This is a genomic window from Marispirochaeta aestuarii, assembly GCF_002087085.1.
GTDB lineage: Bacteria > Spirochaetota > Spirochaetia > JC444 > Marispirochaetaceae > Marispirochaeta > Marispirochaeta aestuarii.
Genome location: NZ_MWQY01000017.1, coordinates 55,376 through 71,042 on the forward strand (window position 1 = coordinate 55,376; position 15,667 = coordinate 71,042).

Below are 15,667 nucleotides of genomic sequence, written 5' to 3' on the forward strand. Positions count from 1 at the left end.
TAGGTGTGACAGAAGCCCGAAGAAATACTCTTTTTCTATTATTTGCAGCTCTCGTTGTTCTGTCTGCTCCGGATCTGGCTGCAGCGAATTTGCCTGGCGAAGTAGAACAGGGAATCACTGCCTATCAGGATGGACTGTACACCGAGGCATTACGCAGTTTCCGCAGCGTACTAACTGATTCCCGACTCGAAGATTATCAGGATGATGCCTATTTCTGGATAGGAAAAACCTATCTTGCGCAAGGGGACTACGATGAAGCGACCCGTCATCTGGAGTATTTCCTCTCCAGCTTTCCGGAAAGCCCCCTGAGACCGGAAGGACTGTACCAGAAGGGTCGACTGCTGTATCTTCAGCGGGACTTTGAATCGGCAATACAGATCCTGTACAGTTTTATTCAGGATTACCCCCGGGATGTCTATATTGCCAATGCCTATTTCTGGATAGGTGAGTCATTGTACAGTACAGGACATCTGGATGAAGCCGAAGAGGTTTTCCGTTTCATTGATGAAAAATACCCCTCAAGTTACAAAATAGAAGCTGCCCGCTTTCGGCTCCAGCTTATTCAGTTCAAACATCGTGAAAACGAACTGGTAAAACTCCTGAAAATCAGTCACGAGGAGTATCTCAGGGCTGTCGAGGAGTTTATCCAACGGGAAAAAGCCTACGAGCAGGCGCTGTCTGAATACCAGAAACGCCTGGCGGTTGTTCTGTCCGAGGATTTTCAGGAGGAACTCGACCGTCTTACTGCCAGGGTTAAAGAGCAGCAAATAACGATCAGCGAACTTGAAGAACAGAACAGACTTTTACGGAACCAGGCAGGCGATACGGCTCCCGTCGGCGAAACATCTGCTTCCCGTATATCCCCCACGGATACCGATGTTATCCGTGAACTTCTTGATATGAAGGCGGAAGCCCTGGAACTGAAGGAGTATTATCTCGGTCTCATTGAACGGAGTGGTCAGTAATGGGAATTAAAAGAACTGGACCGGCTGTTTTCTTCCTCATTATGCTTATACCGGTTCTGGCCTATGCACTGAATGTTGAATCAGGCCGCGTGCGCCTGGAAATCAACGAGAAAACCGGAACTTTCAGCCTTTTTTCTCTATCGGAAAAAGAAGGTCAGCCCCTGTCTCTCTTGTATTCCGATGATCCGAGAACCAGCTATTTCAGTATTGCAGTGAACAACCGGATTTACAACCTGCCGGCAAGTTCTGATTTTCGCAGGGAGATTATCAATGAAAAGGGACAGCCCCGGATTGTATGGACCTCCGGTCAGCTTGAAGTTCGTCAGGAGTTCCGGATTATTCGCTCATTTTCATCGGAAGTGAACAACGGACTTGCCATGAGCTTGAGAATTCGGAATATATCCTCACAGAAACTTTCAGTGGGGCTTCGATACCTCCTGGATACCTATCTTGGTGAGAACAGGGGGTCGCATTTTGTGAGTTCCGAGAACAGATCGATTAATGGCGAGACCGTGCTTAAGGCACCGTATCCCCGGTACATTCTGTCTCCCCGTGAACATTCGGCAGACAGCGGACTCATGCTTATGCTCAATGTTCCGGGAGTAACAGTCCCTGATTCGGTGATCTTCGCCAACTGGAAACGTCTGAACGAAAGCTCCTGGTCGTACGATGTGAGCACATCCCGGAGCTTTTCCAATCCCCCATATTCAATAAACGACTCCGCAATTGCCCTGTACTTTGATCCCCAGCCTCTTCTGCCTGGAGACGAGAGGCTTATAGACCTCGCCTTCGGTTCCTACGCACAGGGCGGGTATCTGCCGGCTTCTCAGAACGTGAATGACAAGATAGCGGATATCCTGTCACAAGAGAAGGAAACCGGAGATCCTGAACAGGAGGTTGCCCTCGTCCGGGAGCTTATAGCAGAGATTGATCTTCTTATGGAGACTGACCAGAAGGTGCCGGAAGAAAAAATTCAGATGCTGCGCCAGCTCCTTGAAACCCTGAAGGCTCGAAAGGCTGATTTTGAAGATTAGGCTTTGCTAATGGACCAGGTTCTTTCAGCTGCCGAGAAACTCTATTTCCGCGGAAAATACAGCAGAGTGCTGAGAATGCTGGAACCCCAGGTCTTTCAGTACAGGGACAGCTACCGTTTTTATCTCCTGCTGGGATATTCCTGTCTGTTTACCGGTGATTTCGGAGGAGGATACTCGTATCTGAGACGGGCTGAGCAGCTGAGTCCGGGAGACACCTCGGCCAATCTCGGTCTTGCCCTTGTTTCCGCCAAAAGAGGTGAAACAGAAGAGGCAATACGTATATGGCTCTCTATTCTTGAGAACAAGGGGGAGCTGAAGGAAGTTCAGCGGGGGCTTAAGCTCATACGGGAATCGAAAGAGTTCAGCCAGATCGCAATGCGTCTCGAGGAAGAAAAACTGGACCGTTATCTGCGCTACCCGAGAAAAAAGAAAAACCCATGGAAAAAGGTTCTTATTGTCTCTTCCGTAATTATCCTGGGAAGCTCAGTTTTTCTCTATTTCGATCCCTACGGGTGGTTTTCAAAGAAAGAAATACTGCGTCCGGAAATAGCCGGCATCGACTTTTTTTCCGCCAGCGGGTCCACGGAAAATGAAAACGCGGAGTTTGTCCTTACTGAGGATGAAGTCCGGGCAAGTACTGAAGAAATCCTTGATCTTATGAACAGCTTTCGGGACAATATGGCCAGGAGAGAAATAAACAGGCTTCTTCTTTCCAACGCCGCGGAAGACATAAAGGAAAAAGCCCGGTATCTGATTCAATATATAGCGGAACCCAACTTTGCAACCCTGAAGGACTCTTTTACTTTTGAACAGGTATCGTCTCAACCCCCTTTATACGAGGGGTGTTACATTGCCTGGAAGGGGAAAAGCGCAAATATACTAACCAAAAATGATGAGATTACCTTCGATCTTTTAGTCGGATACCACGACGAAAGCCTCCTCGAGGGTGTTGTCAAGGTGCGTCTGGACTTCCCTGTTTTCCTGGAAGAGAACAGAAGGGTAGAGGTTCTGGCAAAAATCGTCCTTCCGGAAAAAGACCAACCCGGCAGCCGCGGGTTTACCCTTGATGGAGTTTCAATTCATAAACTGCTTGAATAAAAAGGGAATATGAGAGCTGTAGTTCAAAGGACTGGATCCGCCAGGGTCGAAGTTGATAACAGAATCGTCGGAGAGATCGGAAAAGGTCTCCTGGTGTATCTTGGTATTGGAAATGAAGACACGGAAAAAGACCTTCTCTACCTGGTCGAAAAGCTGGTGAACCTGCGGATTTTTCCCGATGAAGGGGGAAAAATGAACAGATCAGTCCTGGATGTCAAGGGCGGCATTCTTGTTGTGAGCCAGTTTACCCTGTATGCTGATGCCAGAAAAGGAAGACGACCTTCATATAATCAGGCTGCGGAACCGGGGAAAGCGGAAAAACTGTATCAGAAATTCCTCGACAGCCTGGGGGAAAGAAATATCCGGGTATCAGCCGGCATTTTCCAGGCAGAGATGAACGTGGTCAGTCAAAATGAGGGACCCGTAACGATACTCCTGGATTCACAAAAAACTTTCTAAGCTTTTAAAATCCGAAGGACCTGGAGGAAATCTCCTTTTCCCCGTTAAACACCTTGACGTAGTCCATTCCGCCGGCAGAGGTGCGTATGGAACCGTCGCTACCTTTCAGCAGCCACTGATTCCCGGGGAAAAGATAGATATCTGAAAGCCAGTCCCCCGATTTCTTGTCCCAGATACTTATTGAAAAGTCACTGTTAACGCTTGCCAGGATTCTCCTGTCCACGCTGATCTTGTGGGGAATGTGAGATACGGATGAAAAGGATGAAAAACCGTCCCAGCCGGAAACCTGAATTTCTGAACGCCCCAGGGATGTATACAGCCGAAGTCCGTCAAGCACAAAGGCAGCGTTATGGTCTTCCCCGGGGTACGAGAGCAGGGGCAGGGAGTGCTGAAAGTTTGAACCCTGCAGCTGCTGCAGGACCGTCATGATATTGCCGCGTCTGTCCTGAAGTCCCAGGGTGTAAAGATGATTTGTCAGGGGATCGAAATGAAGGGAGTAAATAAGAAGATCCTCAGCATCCAGGGGAACAGTCTCGCCGGTTCGGAGATTTATTCGGGTAAGGGGAGACGGAAAACGGGCTGAAGGGCTGCGTCCCACAATTATGGATTCCTGATCAATAAACGTAACGTCCCGTATACCCGAAGCGGCGTACTGATACAGAACTTCCCTGCGCTGCAGATCGTAAAGGCGAATACTTCCGTTCTGATCAAGGCTGAGGATCCGGTTACCATTGGTATAGATCTCCTTGCAGGCAGAAGCAATCGAAAAGAGACCTTCGAAGGAACCGTCGGACACCGAGAAGAGGTAGGCCTGATCCGGGTTTTGCGCGTTCCAGACAATGCCGCGTCGAAAATCGAGAGGGAGAAACCCTCCCGACTGGCTGAAGGGAAGAGATACACGTGTGGTTTCGATTGACTCTGGAATCTTGACGGATTGGCCACGCAACTGGGCTGAATCTATTAAAACAATGGAACCAGGAGCACTGGCTGCAAGGGTTCCGTTCCAGGCGTCAATATCCGAAACAGCCACGGGACCGGGTTTTCCCCACTGGTTGAAGCCGGAAGAAGACGGATTGACTCTTCCAAGACTGCCGTTTTCAAATCCCGTGTCGATACCATCCCGATGAATCGCGAGTGCCACCGGACGGCGGGAGGGAGGAGAAACACGGGAAACCTCCAGCAATATGCGATTCGAAAAATCAATCTCGACTATCTCCTGGTACCTTTCTGCATTGCGAATAAGCGCTACCCGCGAAGCCTGGGGATGCATGGAGATATCGCTTACCCCGGTCATGGCGAGCGACGACAGGGTCCGGCCGGTAACAAGATCAAAAAGATGGAGGGTTGAGCTGCGGTATCCTATACCGAATCTGCCGGTGCTGTTGAAATTCACCATCTCCATATCACTCATGGTTCCAATCGGGGCTGCCTTGCGCCTGTTATTCTCCAGGTCCCAGTAGATAATATTACCCGAGGGAAGATAGCAGACCATGGTCGATTCGGTATTGGAAATAAAGGCGGCGGAGACTATTCCGAAGCCTTCGGTGGCAATTTCAAGGGGCGCACCGGTCCGGGCATCCAGGAGGGTCAGGCTGTTAAGATCTGCCCTGCTGTAAAATAGATATGAACCTTTTGGAGAGAAACCCAGAGAGAGAGGAGCATCCTTTATCCGAATACTGTACAGTTCATTATCATCAACCCAGTTGTAGACGATCAGACGATAGGTGTTGATACTGTCGGTGGCAATGAAAGCGCTGATCGGCAGGTCCGGATGAACAATCAGGTCTGAGAGGGGCAGATGCGAAACCTGCCGGCTGTAGAGCAGGGTCCCGTTTTTCCATACCCGGACTGTTCCGTCTCTGCCGGTACTGACAGTCAGACCGGAGCTCTCCTGACGGGCGACAGAACGTACTTCTCCGCTGTGACCGGTCTGAATTACGATTCTTGGCTGCGGGGTATTTGCGGACAGGAAAAAGGGTATGAACAGAAAAAGTATCAGTATCAGGCGTCTCATTCCGATGCCTCCTCAAAACTGACAAGCTTTACGGAGATGTACGGAGGAAGCAGCATGGCGCTATAGGGTTCTTCCTGTACCAGACGTTCCCGGTCACTCTCAAGCTGCCGGTAGGTTTTAAAGGGTACCTGAACAATCCCGACCTCATTCTCACGGAGTCCGATGAGCTCAAAGAAGAGTTTCTCGTTTTCCAGTTTTTCAAAGTAAATCGATACGCCCCGGTCAGATGGTACTTTCTGAAGAAGATGAAGCTTGATGGCCTCCAGGGGAAAACGCTCCAGGTTTTCCTTTTTCAGCAGCATGTGTTCCCGCAGCTCCGGATACCCTATAACAAGTTCCCAGTCAACGGGAACCTCTTTTTTCCCACTATAGAACCCTTCTCTGTCAATCTCCGGGAGGAACAGGAGGGGTGCTGAAGAATCTCCGAACCGAAAGCGTACTTCAAACTCCGGTTTGAGTTCTTTTCCGCAGTTGGGGCATTCCGTCTTTAAGAAATCACCCTGGATGATTTCTTCCATTTTTTCCGGGCTTGTTGCGAGATCGATCGTCTCGGGAACAGCAACTGTGAGTTCCCGTTCGCAGTAGCAGGTAATGCTGTATTCCCTGTCCATAAAATACCTCCACCCAGGATCAATGATTCGTAAAAAAGTAGAAAATATCGTTAAAGGTAGTAAAAACGAGCAGAGTCATTATAAAGATAAAACCAAAAACTTGGTAGCGGTTAAATACCTTTGGAGAAATCCTCTTTCTGCGTATCATTTCGAAGAGGGTTATTACAATCAATCCGCCGTCAAGGGCGGGAATAGGCAGAAGATTCATGACAAAGAGGGCGATACTCAGGAAACTCAGGAAACGAAAAAGTGAGATAAGCCCGGTCATGATACCGTCGCTGAATCCGCTGCTTGCTACCTGACCAACCATATAGGTAATACGTATGGGACCGGAAACGGCCTGCTGCAGGTCGATACCCTTGAACAGGAGGGCGAAACTCCTGATGCTCAGTCCAAGGATGGAGAATGATTCTCCGATTCCCCTGGAAAATGCATCGATAACGGATGAAGCCTGCTGTTTTGAGGTAATGCTTTTGTAACTGATACCGAGAAGCGGATTTCCGTTTTCATCATAGTCAGGAACCATTCTCAGTTCAAGTCTCTCTCCGTTTCTCTCGACGGTAAGGCCGAAGCGTAAAGGGTGCCCCTGCAGGGCCTGTAGAAAATCAAGATGGTTACTGACCGGATGGCCCTGGACGGCTACAATACGATCCCCCGGACGAATACCTGCAGCAGAAGCGGGAGATCCGGGGCTGACCTCTTCAACCACCGCTTCGATCCAGGGGGATACTCCGATTATTCCACCGCCGGTCTGAGGGTTCAGCATTGGGGTAATGCTCAGGTTTAAAACTTCTCCGTTACGTTCCACAGAGAGGTCGGTTGTCTTGTCCGCCCGAATGGAGATAAGCTCCTGAATATCCCGATAATAGCTGACCTTCTCTCCGTCGATGCTGAGAATTCGGTCCCCCGTCTCGAGGCCTGCAATGTCAGCGGGATACCTGGAATCTCCGGAAGCGACGCTGCCGTATTCGGAAACGAGTATGATGCGGTTCCCGAAGGTCTGTATGCTGTAGCCGATTCCCCATATCAGGGAGAGGATAAGAACCGAAAAGAGAAGGTTGCTTACAGGGCCTGCCAGGAAGGTAATTATACGTCTCCAGGGGGCGACGGAAAAGAGAGAACCTTCTTCGGTCGTGATTCGAGCGCTATCCGGACTCTCCCCGGGTTGAAGGTTTTGTTCTCCCTTCAGTTTGCAGTACCCGCCTATGGGCAGGGAGGATATTCGGTACTCGGTACCCCTGAAACTGAAGCGAACAAGAGGATTTCCCCAGCCAAGAGAAAAGGCCTCAACCTCGATACCCATAGCTTTGGCAGCCAGGAAGTGGCCGGTTTCATGAACAAAAATTACAATTCCCAGGCCGATAAGCCCGGCTACTATGGTAAAAAGCATTAAGCTCTATACTCCTTGTGCATCAAGCAGCTGTTCCGTGACTGCTCGCACCCGTAAATCGACTTCAAATACGTTTTGAAGGTCCCGGGGGGCATCGCTCCAGTCATGCTGCAGTACTGCTTCCACAACCTCGGCAATTTGAAGATATCGTATCCGCTCCCGAATAAAGCCCTCCACGGCAATTTCGTTGGCGGCGTTGTAGGCTGTCGGATAGGCGGCGGATTTACGGGAAGCTTCAAATGCGAGTTTCAGCATCGGGTAACGCCGATAATCGGGTTCATAAAATTCCAGATTTTTACCCGCCAGGTCAAGAGGGGCAAAATCACTGACCAGGGTTTCCGGATACGAGAGGGCATTGATAATCGGGTTCTTCATATCCGGCGCACTTACCTGGGCATAGAGAATGCCGTCACAGGTCCGGACCAGGGAGTGAACATAGGATTGCGGGTGGATAAGAACGGAGACCTTGTCGGTTTCCATATCAAAGAAACGTTCCGCCTCAATTACCTCAAGACCTTTATTGGCCATGCTCGCTGAATCGATGGTGATTTTTATACCCATGTTCCAGGTGGGATGATTCAGGGCTTCCTGAACACTGACCCCTGCCAGCTCCTGAAGGGGGGTATTGCGAAAGGCTCCCCCCGAGGCGGTGAGAATAATCCCGCTTATCTCGGAATGCGGTCGTGACTTGAGAAGCTGAAAAACAGCGGCATGTTCCGAATCAACAGGAAGTACATTAACACCCTTTTTGCGTGCCTCCGGCAGAAGTATCTCCCCGGCCATGACAATTGTTTCCTTGTTGGCCAGAGCAAGGTGCATGCCGGCTTCAATCGCGGCGGCCGAGGGTGCGAGTCCGGCGGACCCCATGATGCCGTTAACCACAATGTCGGCGTCGAGGGATTCAATGAGCTGTACCGCAGCAGTGCTGCCGTAAAAATCGATTCCCTCCCGCTGTTCCGCCAGAATCCCGGTCAGAGCTGTCCTGGCCCCGGGATGGTTCCGGGCAATCTGAAGCAGTTTATCACTGTTGGTATGGGCGCTTAATCCGACAATCCGGAATTTCTCCGGAAAGGACGACAGTACATCCAGGGTGCTTGTTCCTATTGAACCGGTGGCTCCAAGTAAAATGACGCGTTTTGTTTTCATATTCATCAGGCAAAATACTTTAGGATAAGAAAGTATAACGGAGCGCTGAAAATGATGGAATCAATGGAATCCAGTATTCCGCCCCGTCCGGGAATAACATCACCCGAATCTTTTATTACCGCTGAACGTTTTAATGTAGATTCAGCCAGGTCTCCTATGATAGCGGTCAATCCCACGGAAAAACCGGCTGCGGCGGCGATAAGAAAGTTGGAAAAAACCATCGGCAGCAGATAATGAATGAGCAGGGCTATCAATATGCTTACGACAAAACCGGATCCAAAACCGACCAGGCTTTTATTCGGACTGGCCTTGAAAAGACGGCGGGATTTCCTTCCGAAAAGGGAACCGAAGATGTAGGCCGCCGTATCGTTGGCAAAAACGAGAATCAGAAAGGAGAAAAGACGAATACCGGGGTGATCCAGGCCGGTAATGCGGACGGCATAGATGGAAAAGAATGCAGGGTAGAAGAATGTGGTAAGCGAAGCGCCGATCCTCAGAAGGGACGAACTGAAGTCGCTGTCTTCTGTACTGTTGATCTCCAGCATCAGGATAAGCATGATAAAAAGAACCGCATAATACTCAACGACAGAGGAAGAATAACTGTAATTGAGGCTGAGCCAGGTAATGAGAGGCAGCAGGGCGGCACAAAAAGGAACGACCCCGTGAACTGCAAAGCCCTTCTGCTTGAACAGATTTGCTGTTTCCAGAGAACCGAGATAGATAAATACAACCGCCAGCAGATTGAACGCCAGGTGGTTGGCCTGGGGAAGAAGAAGAATTATTGCGGAGATCCCGGGGACTCCAACAGCAAAGGTCAAAACTCTGGATTGTATGCTAGTCATTCCGCTCCGCCGTAACGCCGTGTTCGGCCCTGATAGTCTTCAATGGCCTCATCAAGGTCGTCTCCGCGCCAGTCGGGCCATAGTTTCTCTGAAAAATATAGCTCCGCGTAGGCGGATTCCCAAAGAAGAAAATTTGAAAGTCTTTTTTCTCCGGCTGTACGAATAATGAGATCCGCGTCGGGTAACTCGGGATTGTCAAAACAGCTTCTGAGACTCTCTTCGTCCACTCTTTTTTCTCCTTTCTCGAGGAGTCGATTAATGGCACGAAGTATCTGGTCCCGTCCGCCGTAATTGATGGCTATATTGACGGTAAGTCCGGTAAAGCCTGCGGTATCCTCCCCGACGGATATTAGTTCCCGCCGGACCTGTTCGGGAAGGTTGTCGGTGTCTCCGGTGTGTATGACCCGAATCCCCTTTTCCCGGTAAAAATCCATCTCTTTCCGGAGATATACATTTATAAGATTAAAAAGAAAATGCACTTCTTCCTGGCTGCGACGCCAGTTTTCCGTGGAAAAGGTGTAAAGGGTAACGAATTGTATGCCCAGCTCCGCCGCGCGCCCGATCACCGCTTTGGCGCTCGTGAGTCCTTCTTTATGGCCTGCGGTCCGCTGCATCTTGCGCATTTTCGCCCAGCGTCCGTTACCATCCATTATAATGCCAATATGCTTCGGCAGGCGAGCCGGGTCTATTATGGCCATGAATGAGTTTAGATCTCTAGGATCTCTTTCTCCTTCCTGTCGAGCTTTTCATTGATCTGCTCAATATACTGATCCGTCAGCTTCTGGATGTCATCGGTTCCGCGCTTGACGTCGTCTTCCGTAAGATTTCCCTCTTTCTGCTGCTTTTTCAGATCATCGTTCGCATCCCGGCGGATATTGCGTACGGCGACCCGACCCTGTTCCGCGGTGCTTTTGGCAAGTTTAACCAGATCCTTGCGTCGTTCTTCCGTGAGGGGGGGGATGTTGATGCGGATAACTTTACCGTCGTTGTTGGGGTTTACCGACAGCTCTGATTTGAGGAGGGCCTTCTCTATTTCGCCGAGAACGTTTTTATCCCAGGGCTGAATAACTACCAGCCGGGCTTCCGGTGTTGAGATCGTCGCCACCTGGGAAAGGGGTGTAGGACTGCCGTAATACTCGACCTTCACCTTGTCAAACAAAGCGGCGGATGCTCGTCCGGTCCTGATGGCACCGAATTCGTCCTCCATGGCGGCGAGGCTTTTTTTCATGCGGTCTTCAGCACTCTTCTTTATTGAATCCATTTTTCCTCCCTGCTGCTCTGCGGATAATCGGAAAGGCCCCACGTAAGGTGGGGCCCTGAAAGCATAAGCAGTCTGTTATTCAGCGCCAACGGCGTAATATACGTACTCTTTTATGGTAATCTTACCACCGGCCTCTTTGGATACTTCGTCCATGACCTGGGAAACGCTCTTTTTCTCTTCTTTGACGAAACCCTGGTTTAAAAGACAGATTTCCGCAAGGTGCTTGTTCAGCTTGCCCTTGACAATTCCCTGCACAACATTGTCGGGTTTATCAAGGTTCTTTGCCTGGGCGGTAAAAATATCCTCCTGCTCCTTCAGATACGCGGGGTCGACCGCGTCCTTGTCCAGGTACAGGGGGTTATATGCCGCTATATGGAGGGCAATATCGAAGGTAAACTCCTTTACCCGCGAATTATCGGACAGTTCAGGTTTTTCGAGACCGAATTTGACCAGTACGCCGATATTTCCTTCGCCGTGAATATAATCGACGGCAAGCTCGTCGTCTGCAACTGACAGGGTTTTGAAGCGAGCTATGGTGATATTTTCCTTGATCTTGCTGACGACCTCGGTTACAAGGGCGTCCAGTTCGGGAGTTTTTTCGTTCAGCCCGTCTTCGGAGATCTTGCGGATAATATTTTCACCGCTCTCGATAAATTCCTTGTTCCGTGCGACGAAATCCGTCTCACATCCCAGCTCGAGAATGGCTGCCCGGGAGTCGCTCACCAGGGTGAAAACCCGGCCTTCGTTGGTAGCCCGGCCGCTTCTTTTGGCGGCGGCGGCAAGACCGAGTTCCTTAAGGATTTTTTCGGCCTTGGCAAAATCTCCGTCGGATTCGACAAGAGCCTTTTTACACTCCATCATGCCGGCGCCGGTTTTGTCACGTAATGTTTTTACATCTGCTGCGCTAATTGCCACGTATATGCTCCTAATCTTCGTAAAGTTTGTCTTCGTCAACCAGGGCGACGGTCTCTTCTTCAGTTTCCTCTTCGTCGACGGTTTCGGTTTTTTCCTCTTCCTCCGGACTGTAGTCGGAGTAGTCCGCGTCGGTGAAGGACTGGTCGGTGCTGTCGTCTTCGTTATTGACCGCAGCGGCGACAGAGACGGTCTCTACCTCTTCGCTGTACTCAGCGTCATCCTTGTTGGGCGCTTCCTCGGAGTTCAGGTCCTCATCGTCGTCCTGCAGGGTCTCGATGACTTCGAGTCCGATCTCGTTATCCGCTTCAACGACGGCATTGGCAATAATCTGGGTAAACAGTGTTATCGCGCGAATTGCATCATCGTTGCCGGGAATGGGGTAGTTGATACCATCGGGATTACAGTTGGTATCGACAACCGCAATAATAGGAATCCCCATTCGCTGGGCCTCTGCCACTGCGATGGATTCTTTCTTCGTGTCGATGATGAATACTACGCCGGGGAGATCCTTCATCTCCTTGATACCGCCGAGGTTTTTCTCGAGGCGGGCGCGCTCTTTATTCAGTTTCGATACCTCTTTCTTCGTCAGGCTTTCAAAGGTACCGTCGATTTCCATCTTCTCGATCTTCTTGAGACGAAGGATGGACTTCTTGATGGTTGAAAAGTTGGTGAGCATACCGCCCAGCCAGCGGTTGTTTACATAGTACATTCCGCAACGCTGTGCTTCACGCTCAATTGCCTGCTGTGCCTGTTTCTTGGTCCCGATAAAAAGGACCGATTTTCCATCATGAACCGATTTACGGACCACCTCGTAGGCTTCGCGAATAGCGGCGATGGTCTTCTGCAAGTCGATGATGTGGATTCCGTTCCGCTCGGCGAAGATATACTTCTTCATGCGGGGGTCCCAGCGCTTGGTCTGGTGGCCGAAATGGACGCCCGACTCAAGCAGGTTCTTCATAGTAACTACTGCCAAGGTTTCCCTCCTAGGCGCGGCTTTCACGCCGCTTCCTTCTCTTTAATTCTCACACCCAGTATAAGCCGGGGCCGTACACTGATATGGTGTGGAAGATTTACCGCTTCAGCATATGAAACGGATAATTGAATGACCTTAACATGCCATAAAACGTCTGTATTGGCAAGCCCACCACGTTGTGGTAACTTCCTTTTAGGGCATGAATAAACAGCGCTCCCCGTTCCTGTATCCGGTAGGCGCCGGCGGCACCATCCCACTCCCCGCTATCCAGATACCATTCGATCTCTTCATGGCTCATGGAAGAAAACGCCACCTCGGTGCATACAGCTTTCATGGCTGATCTCTGTCCAAGGGTATCCAGGAGAACAATTCCCGACCATACCGTGTGAATCTCTCCCTCCAGAGCAATGAGCGTCTCCCGGGCCTCATCCCTGTCTGCGGGTTTTCCCAGAATTTGCGAACCGATACCCACCAGTGTGTCTACACCGAGTATCCATCGTCCATGATCCTTTCCTGACAGACAGGATTCCGCCTTCAGACGGGCCAGGCGCAGGGCTTCCTCGTCAATTCTGTCTGAAACAAGGGACTCATCTATATGCTGAGGGCGCTGCAGAAGAGGGAAGCCCAGGCCGGACAGCATGGCCGAGCGTTGAGGTGAAGCCGATGCCAGGCTTATACGAATGTCCGGGGGAGGATTTTTCTGTTCCGCAGGAATAATTTGCTGATTCATATTACCATATTGCATTCAAAGGGATTTGAAAAGAAGCCAGGCAGCGGGCAGTCCCGCCAGGGTCCCGGGATTGACGCGAACCCAGAAGGATACAACGTGAATGTCAAAACCCACGGGACCTGCTTCCAGGCTGAAGGAAAAGCCGAGAAGGGACAGCAGCATTTCCAGGAGTGCCCAGGCAAGGGTTCCGGTAAGGGCACCCAGGAATAAGAGCCGGTAGAGGACGGGTCTGTTTTTCGCAGTCCACTTCATTGATATACCGGGTTGATCAGTTTCTCGATGGCGGCTTCGGTTTCAGACAGTTGATGGGCAAGGGTTTCCCACTTTTCCTGGGCCTCTTCGATTCGAGTCCTCAGTCTGTTTATATTCGCCTGTACCTTTCGGGCGGCCTCCGGATCGGAATATACCCGGGGGCTTGCCAGGTTATCCTGGTCAAGGGAGATCTGCCGTTCAAGGTCCTCGATTTCCTCGAGAAGGGCTTCTTCTTCCCGGGAAAGCCTCCGGGAAGCCGCCTGCAGGTCCTTGAGCTGCTTCCTTTGAAGGCGGCTGTCGCTTATGCCGCCCTCCGGCGGCACTGCTGTATCTTCCTGCCTGGAGAGTTCCGCTGTAGCGGGCGATTCCCTCTCCTTGAGGGAACGATAGTAGGCGTAATCTCCGGGAAAATTTCTGCCCCTGCCGTTCTCTATTTCGAAGACCCTCGTTGCCAGCTGATCTATAAAGTAGCGGTCATGGGAGACAAAGATAAGGGTTCCTTCATATTCCTTCAGAACGTTCAGCAGAACGTCCTTGGTCTGCAGATCCAGATGGTTCGTCGGTTCGTCCAGGATCAGCAGGTTGACGGGATTCAAGAGAAGCTTGAGAAGGGCAAGCCGGCTTTTTTCTCCTCCGCTGAGGACGGCGAGCGGTTTGTATATATCGTCTCCCCTGAACAGAAAGGCTCCCAGAAGACCGCGAAGGGAGGGAATCAGGGCTGTAGGGGAGGAAGCCTCAATCTCGTCATAGATGGACCGCTCTGTTGTGAAGCTGCTCTCGAGATCCTGGTCAAAAAAACCGATCCGGACTCCGCTGCCGAGTTTGAGTTCACCTTCAAAGGCTGTATCCATCCCCGCCAGGATTCGCATAAGGGTCGATTTTCCAGCGCCGTTCTTTCCCACCAGGGCGAGCTTTTCCCCCCGCTGAATTTCAAGCTGAAGATCCGAGAAAACCAGATGATTCCCGTAGGATTTTTTCCCTTCGTAAAAACGGATAACCTGCCTGCCGCTGTGAGGAGGCTGGGGAAAGGAGAAGCGGACCTGCTTCATGTTTTCCGGTATCTGGATGGGTTCAATCTTTTCAAGCTGTTTAATACGGCTTTGAACGAGGGCAGCCTTGGAGGAGTTGTAACGGAAGCGCTGAATAAAACTCTCGAGGCGCGCGATCTCCTCCTGCTGTTCCTGGTAATCCTTATGAAGCTGTTCAAGTTCATGACTGCGCTGTTTCAGATAGGCGGAATAGTTACCCGTATACAGGGTGAGTTTCCCAAGAAAAAGCTCCGCCACCTTGTTTACGCAGGAGTCGAGAAAATACCTGTCATGGGAAACCAGGACAATACCTCCGTCAAAACCGGAAAGAAATGCCTGCAGCCAGTCCCTGGCTTCAAGGTCCAGATAGTTGGTGGGCTCATCCAGAAGGAGAATATCCGGGGTCGTCAGCAGAGCCCTGGCCAGGGCAATGCGCATCTGCCAGCCTCCGGAGAAGGTTCCGCTGTCCTTTGAAAAATCATCCTTCGAGAATCCCAGTCCGGAAAGGACCTCATGTATCTTCTGCTCCCGCTGATAGTAGCCGCTGTGGGCTATCGCCTCTTCCAGCCGGTGCTGATGATGAAGAAGATCCTCGACTTCCGGATCTCCTTCCTTGCTGGATGCCAGACGGTCTTCAACCGCTGCTTTCTCCTCAAGCATGACATGAACATAGGCATAGGCCTTTTCTGCCTCGTCACGCAGGGAGACACCCGAGTGTTCAAGTCCTGTCTGTGGAAGATAGGTCACCCGGGCATGAGGGCTCAGGAATGTCTCGCCGCTGTCCGCACTCACCAGGGCGGCGGCTATCTTTAAAAGAGAGGACTTTCCCGAACCATTGGCCCCGGTCAGGGCTATACGATCTTTTGAATCAATGCGCAGGGTGACACCCTCAAGAACGTCCCGGTCACCGTAGGCGAGGGATATACTGCTCAGCTGAAGAAAAGACATA

The 15,667-nt window shown here is 50.9% G+C and carries 16 protein-coding genes; 4 read left to right on the forward strand and 12 right to left on the reverse strand.

What is annotated here, in order from left to right; all coding sequences use genetic code 11:
• Positions 1–5 precede the first annotated feature (5 nt).
• From B4O97_RS14630 to dtd, 4 genes are read left to right on the forward strand one after another with little or no spacing between them, the layout of a single operon-like run.
• Entirely contained in the window at positions 6–965 is a 960-nt protein-coding gene (locus B4O97_RS14630; protein WP_143305726.1) for a tetratricopeptide repeat protein, read from the forward strand.
• Positions 965–1,999 carry a hypothetical protein gene (locus tag B4O97_RS14635; RefSeq protein ID WP_083051926.1) on the forward strand — a complete coding sequence of 345 codons (1,035 nt, stop codon included), beginning with the start codon at positions 965–967 and terminating at the stop codon, positions 1,997–1,999. Before B4O97_RS14630 ends, B4O97_RS14635 begins: the two co-directional genes overlap by 1 nt.
• 9 nt (positions 2,000–2,008) lie before the next feature.
• Complete coding sequence (locus tag B4O97_RS14640; RefSeq protein ID WP_083051927.1) at positions 2,009–3,097, forward strand: tetratricopeptide repeat protein; 1,089 nt, start codon at positions 2,009–2,011, stop codon at positions 3,095–3,097.
• A gap of 9 nt (positions 3,098–3,106) precedes the next feature.
• A complete protein-coding gene (gene dtd, locus B4O97_RS14645) occupies positions 3,107–3,556 on the forward strand; it encodes a D-aminoacyl-tRNA deacylase (protein ID WP_083051929.1) in 450 nt (149 codons plus the stop codon).
• 4 nt (positions 3,557–3,560) lie between these two features.
• On the opposite strand, the gene B4O97_RS14650 is transcribed toward dtd, so the two are convergent.
• The 12 genes from B4O97_RS14650 to B4O97_RS14705 form a co-directional block, all read right to left on the reverse strand.
• Positions 3,561–5,570, reverse strand: a complete 2,010-nt coding sequence (locus B4O97_RS14650) for a WD40 repeat domain-containing protein (protein ID WP_083051930.1) — start codon at positions 5,568–5,570, stop codon at positions 3,561–3,563.
• Positions 5,567–6,181: a CpXC domain-containing protein gene (locus tag B4O97_RS14655; RefSeq protein ID WP_083051932.1), complete on the reverse strand. Its 615-nt coding sequence runs from the start codon at positions 6,179–6,181 to the stop codon at positions 5,567–5,569. Before B4O97_RS14655 ends, B4O97_RS14650 begins: the two co-directional genes overlap by 4 nt.
• 19 nt (positions 6,182–6,200) lie before the next feature.
• Positions 6,201–7,571, reverse strand: coding sequence for an RIP metalloprotease RseP (rseP, locus tag B4O97_RS14660; protein ID WP_083051933.1), 1,371 nt, complete (start codon positions 7,569–7,571; stop codon positions 6,201–6,203).
• Between the two features lie 6 nt (positions 7,572–7,577).
• Positions 7,578–8,717 (reverse strand): 1-deoxy-D-xylulose-5-phosphate reductoisomerase, encoded by a 1,140-nt coding sequence (gene dxr / locus B4O97_RS14665; protein ID WP_083051988.1) that lies wholly within the window; start codon positions 8,715–8,717, stop codon positions 7,578–7,580.
• Positions 8,718–8,722: 5 nt separating this feature from the next.
• On the reverse strand, positions 8,723–9,559 hold the full coding sequence (locus tag B4O97_RS14670) for a phosphatidate cytidylyltransferase (protein WP_083051935.1): 837 nt from the start codon (positions 9,557–9,559) through the stop codon (positions 8,723–8,725).
• Positions 9,556–10,257: a polyprenyl diphosphate synthase gene (uppS, locus tag B4O97_RS14675; protein WP_083051936.1), complete on the reverse strand. Its 702-nt coding sequence runs from the start codon at positions 10,255–10,257 to the stop codon at positions 9,556–9,558. Before uppS ends, B4O97_RS14670 begins: the two co-directional genes overlap by 4 nt.
• Before the next feature lie 8 nt (positions 10,258–10,265).
• On the reverse strand, positions 10,266–10,820 hold the full coding sequence (gene frr / locus B4O97_RS14680; RefSeq protein WP_083051938.1) for a ribosome recycling factor: 555 nt from the start codon (positions 10,818–10,820) through the stop codon (positions 10,266–10,268).
• 75 nt (positions 10,821–10,895) lie between these two features.
• On the reverse strand, positions 10,896–11,735 hold the full coding sequence (gene tsf, locus B4O97_RS14685; protein WP_083051939.1) for a translation elongation factor Ts: 840 nt from the start codon (positions 11,733–11,735) through the stop codon (positions 10,896–10,898).
• 10 nt (positions 11,736–11,745) lie between these two features.
• On the reverse strand, positions 11,746–12,708 hold the full coding sequence (gene rpsB, locus B4O97_RS14690) for a 30S ribosomal protein S2 (protein ID WP_083051941.1): 963 nt from the start codon (positions 12,706–12,708) through the stop codon (positions 11,746–11,748).
• A gap of 97 nt (positions 12,709–12,805) precedes the next feature.
• Positions 12,806–13,438 (reverse strand): Maf family protein, encoded by a 633-nt coding sequence (locus B4O97_RS14695; RefSeq protein WP_158084320.1) that lies wholly within the window; start codon positions 13,436–13,438, stop codon positions 12,806–12,808.
• A 15-nt stretch (positions 13,439–13,453) separates the two neighbouring features.
• Positions 13,454–13,690 carry a hypothetical protein gene (locus B4O97_RS14700; RefSeq protein WP_083051944.1) on the reverse strand — a complete coding sequence of 79 codons (237 nt, stop codon included), beginning with the start codon at positions 13,688–13,690 and terminating at the stop codon, positions 13,454–13,456.
• Positions 13,687–15,666, reverse strand: a complete 1,980-nt coding sequence (locus tag B4O97_RS14705; protein ID WP_083051945.1) for an ABC-F family ATP-binding cassette domain-containing protein — start codon at positions 15,664–15,666, stop codon at positions 13,687–13,689. Before B4O97_RS14705 ends, B4O97_RS14700 begins: the two co-directional genes overlap by 4 nt.
• Position 15,667 lies beyond the last annotated feature (1 nt).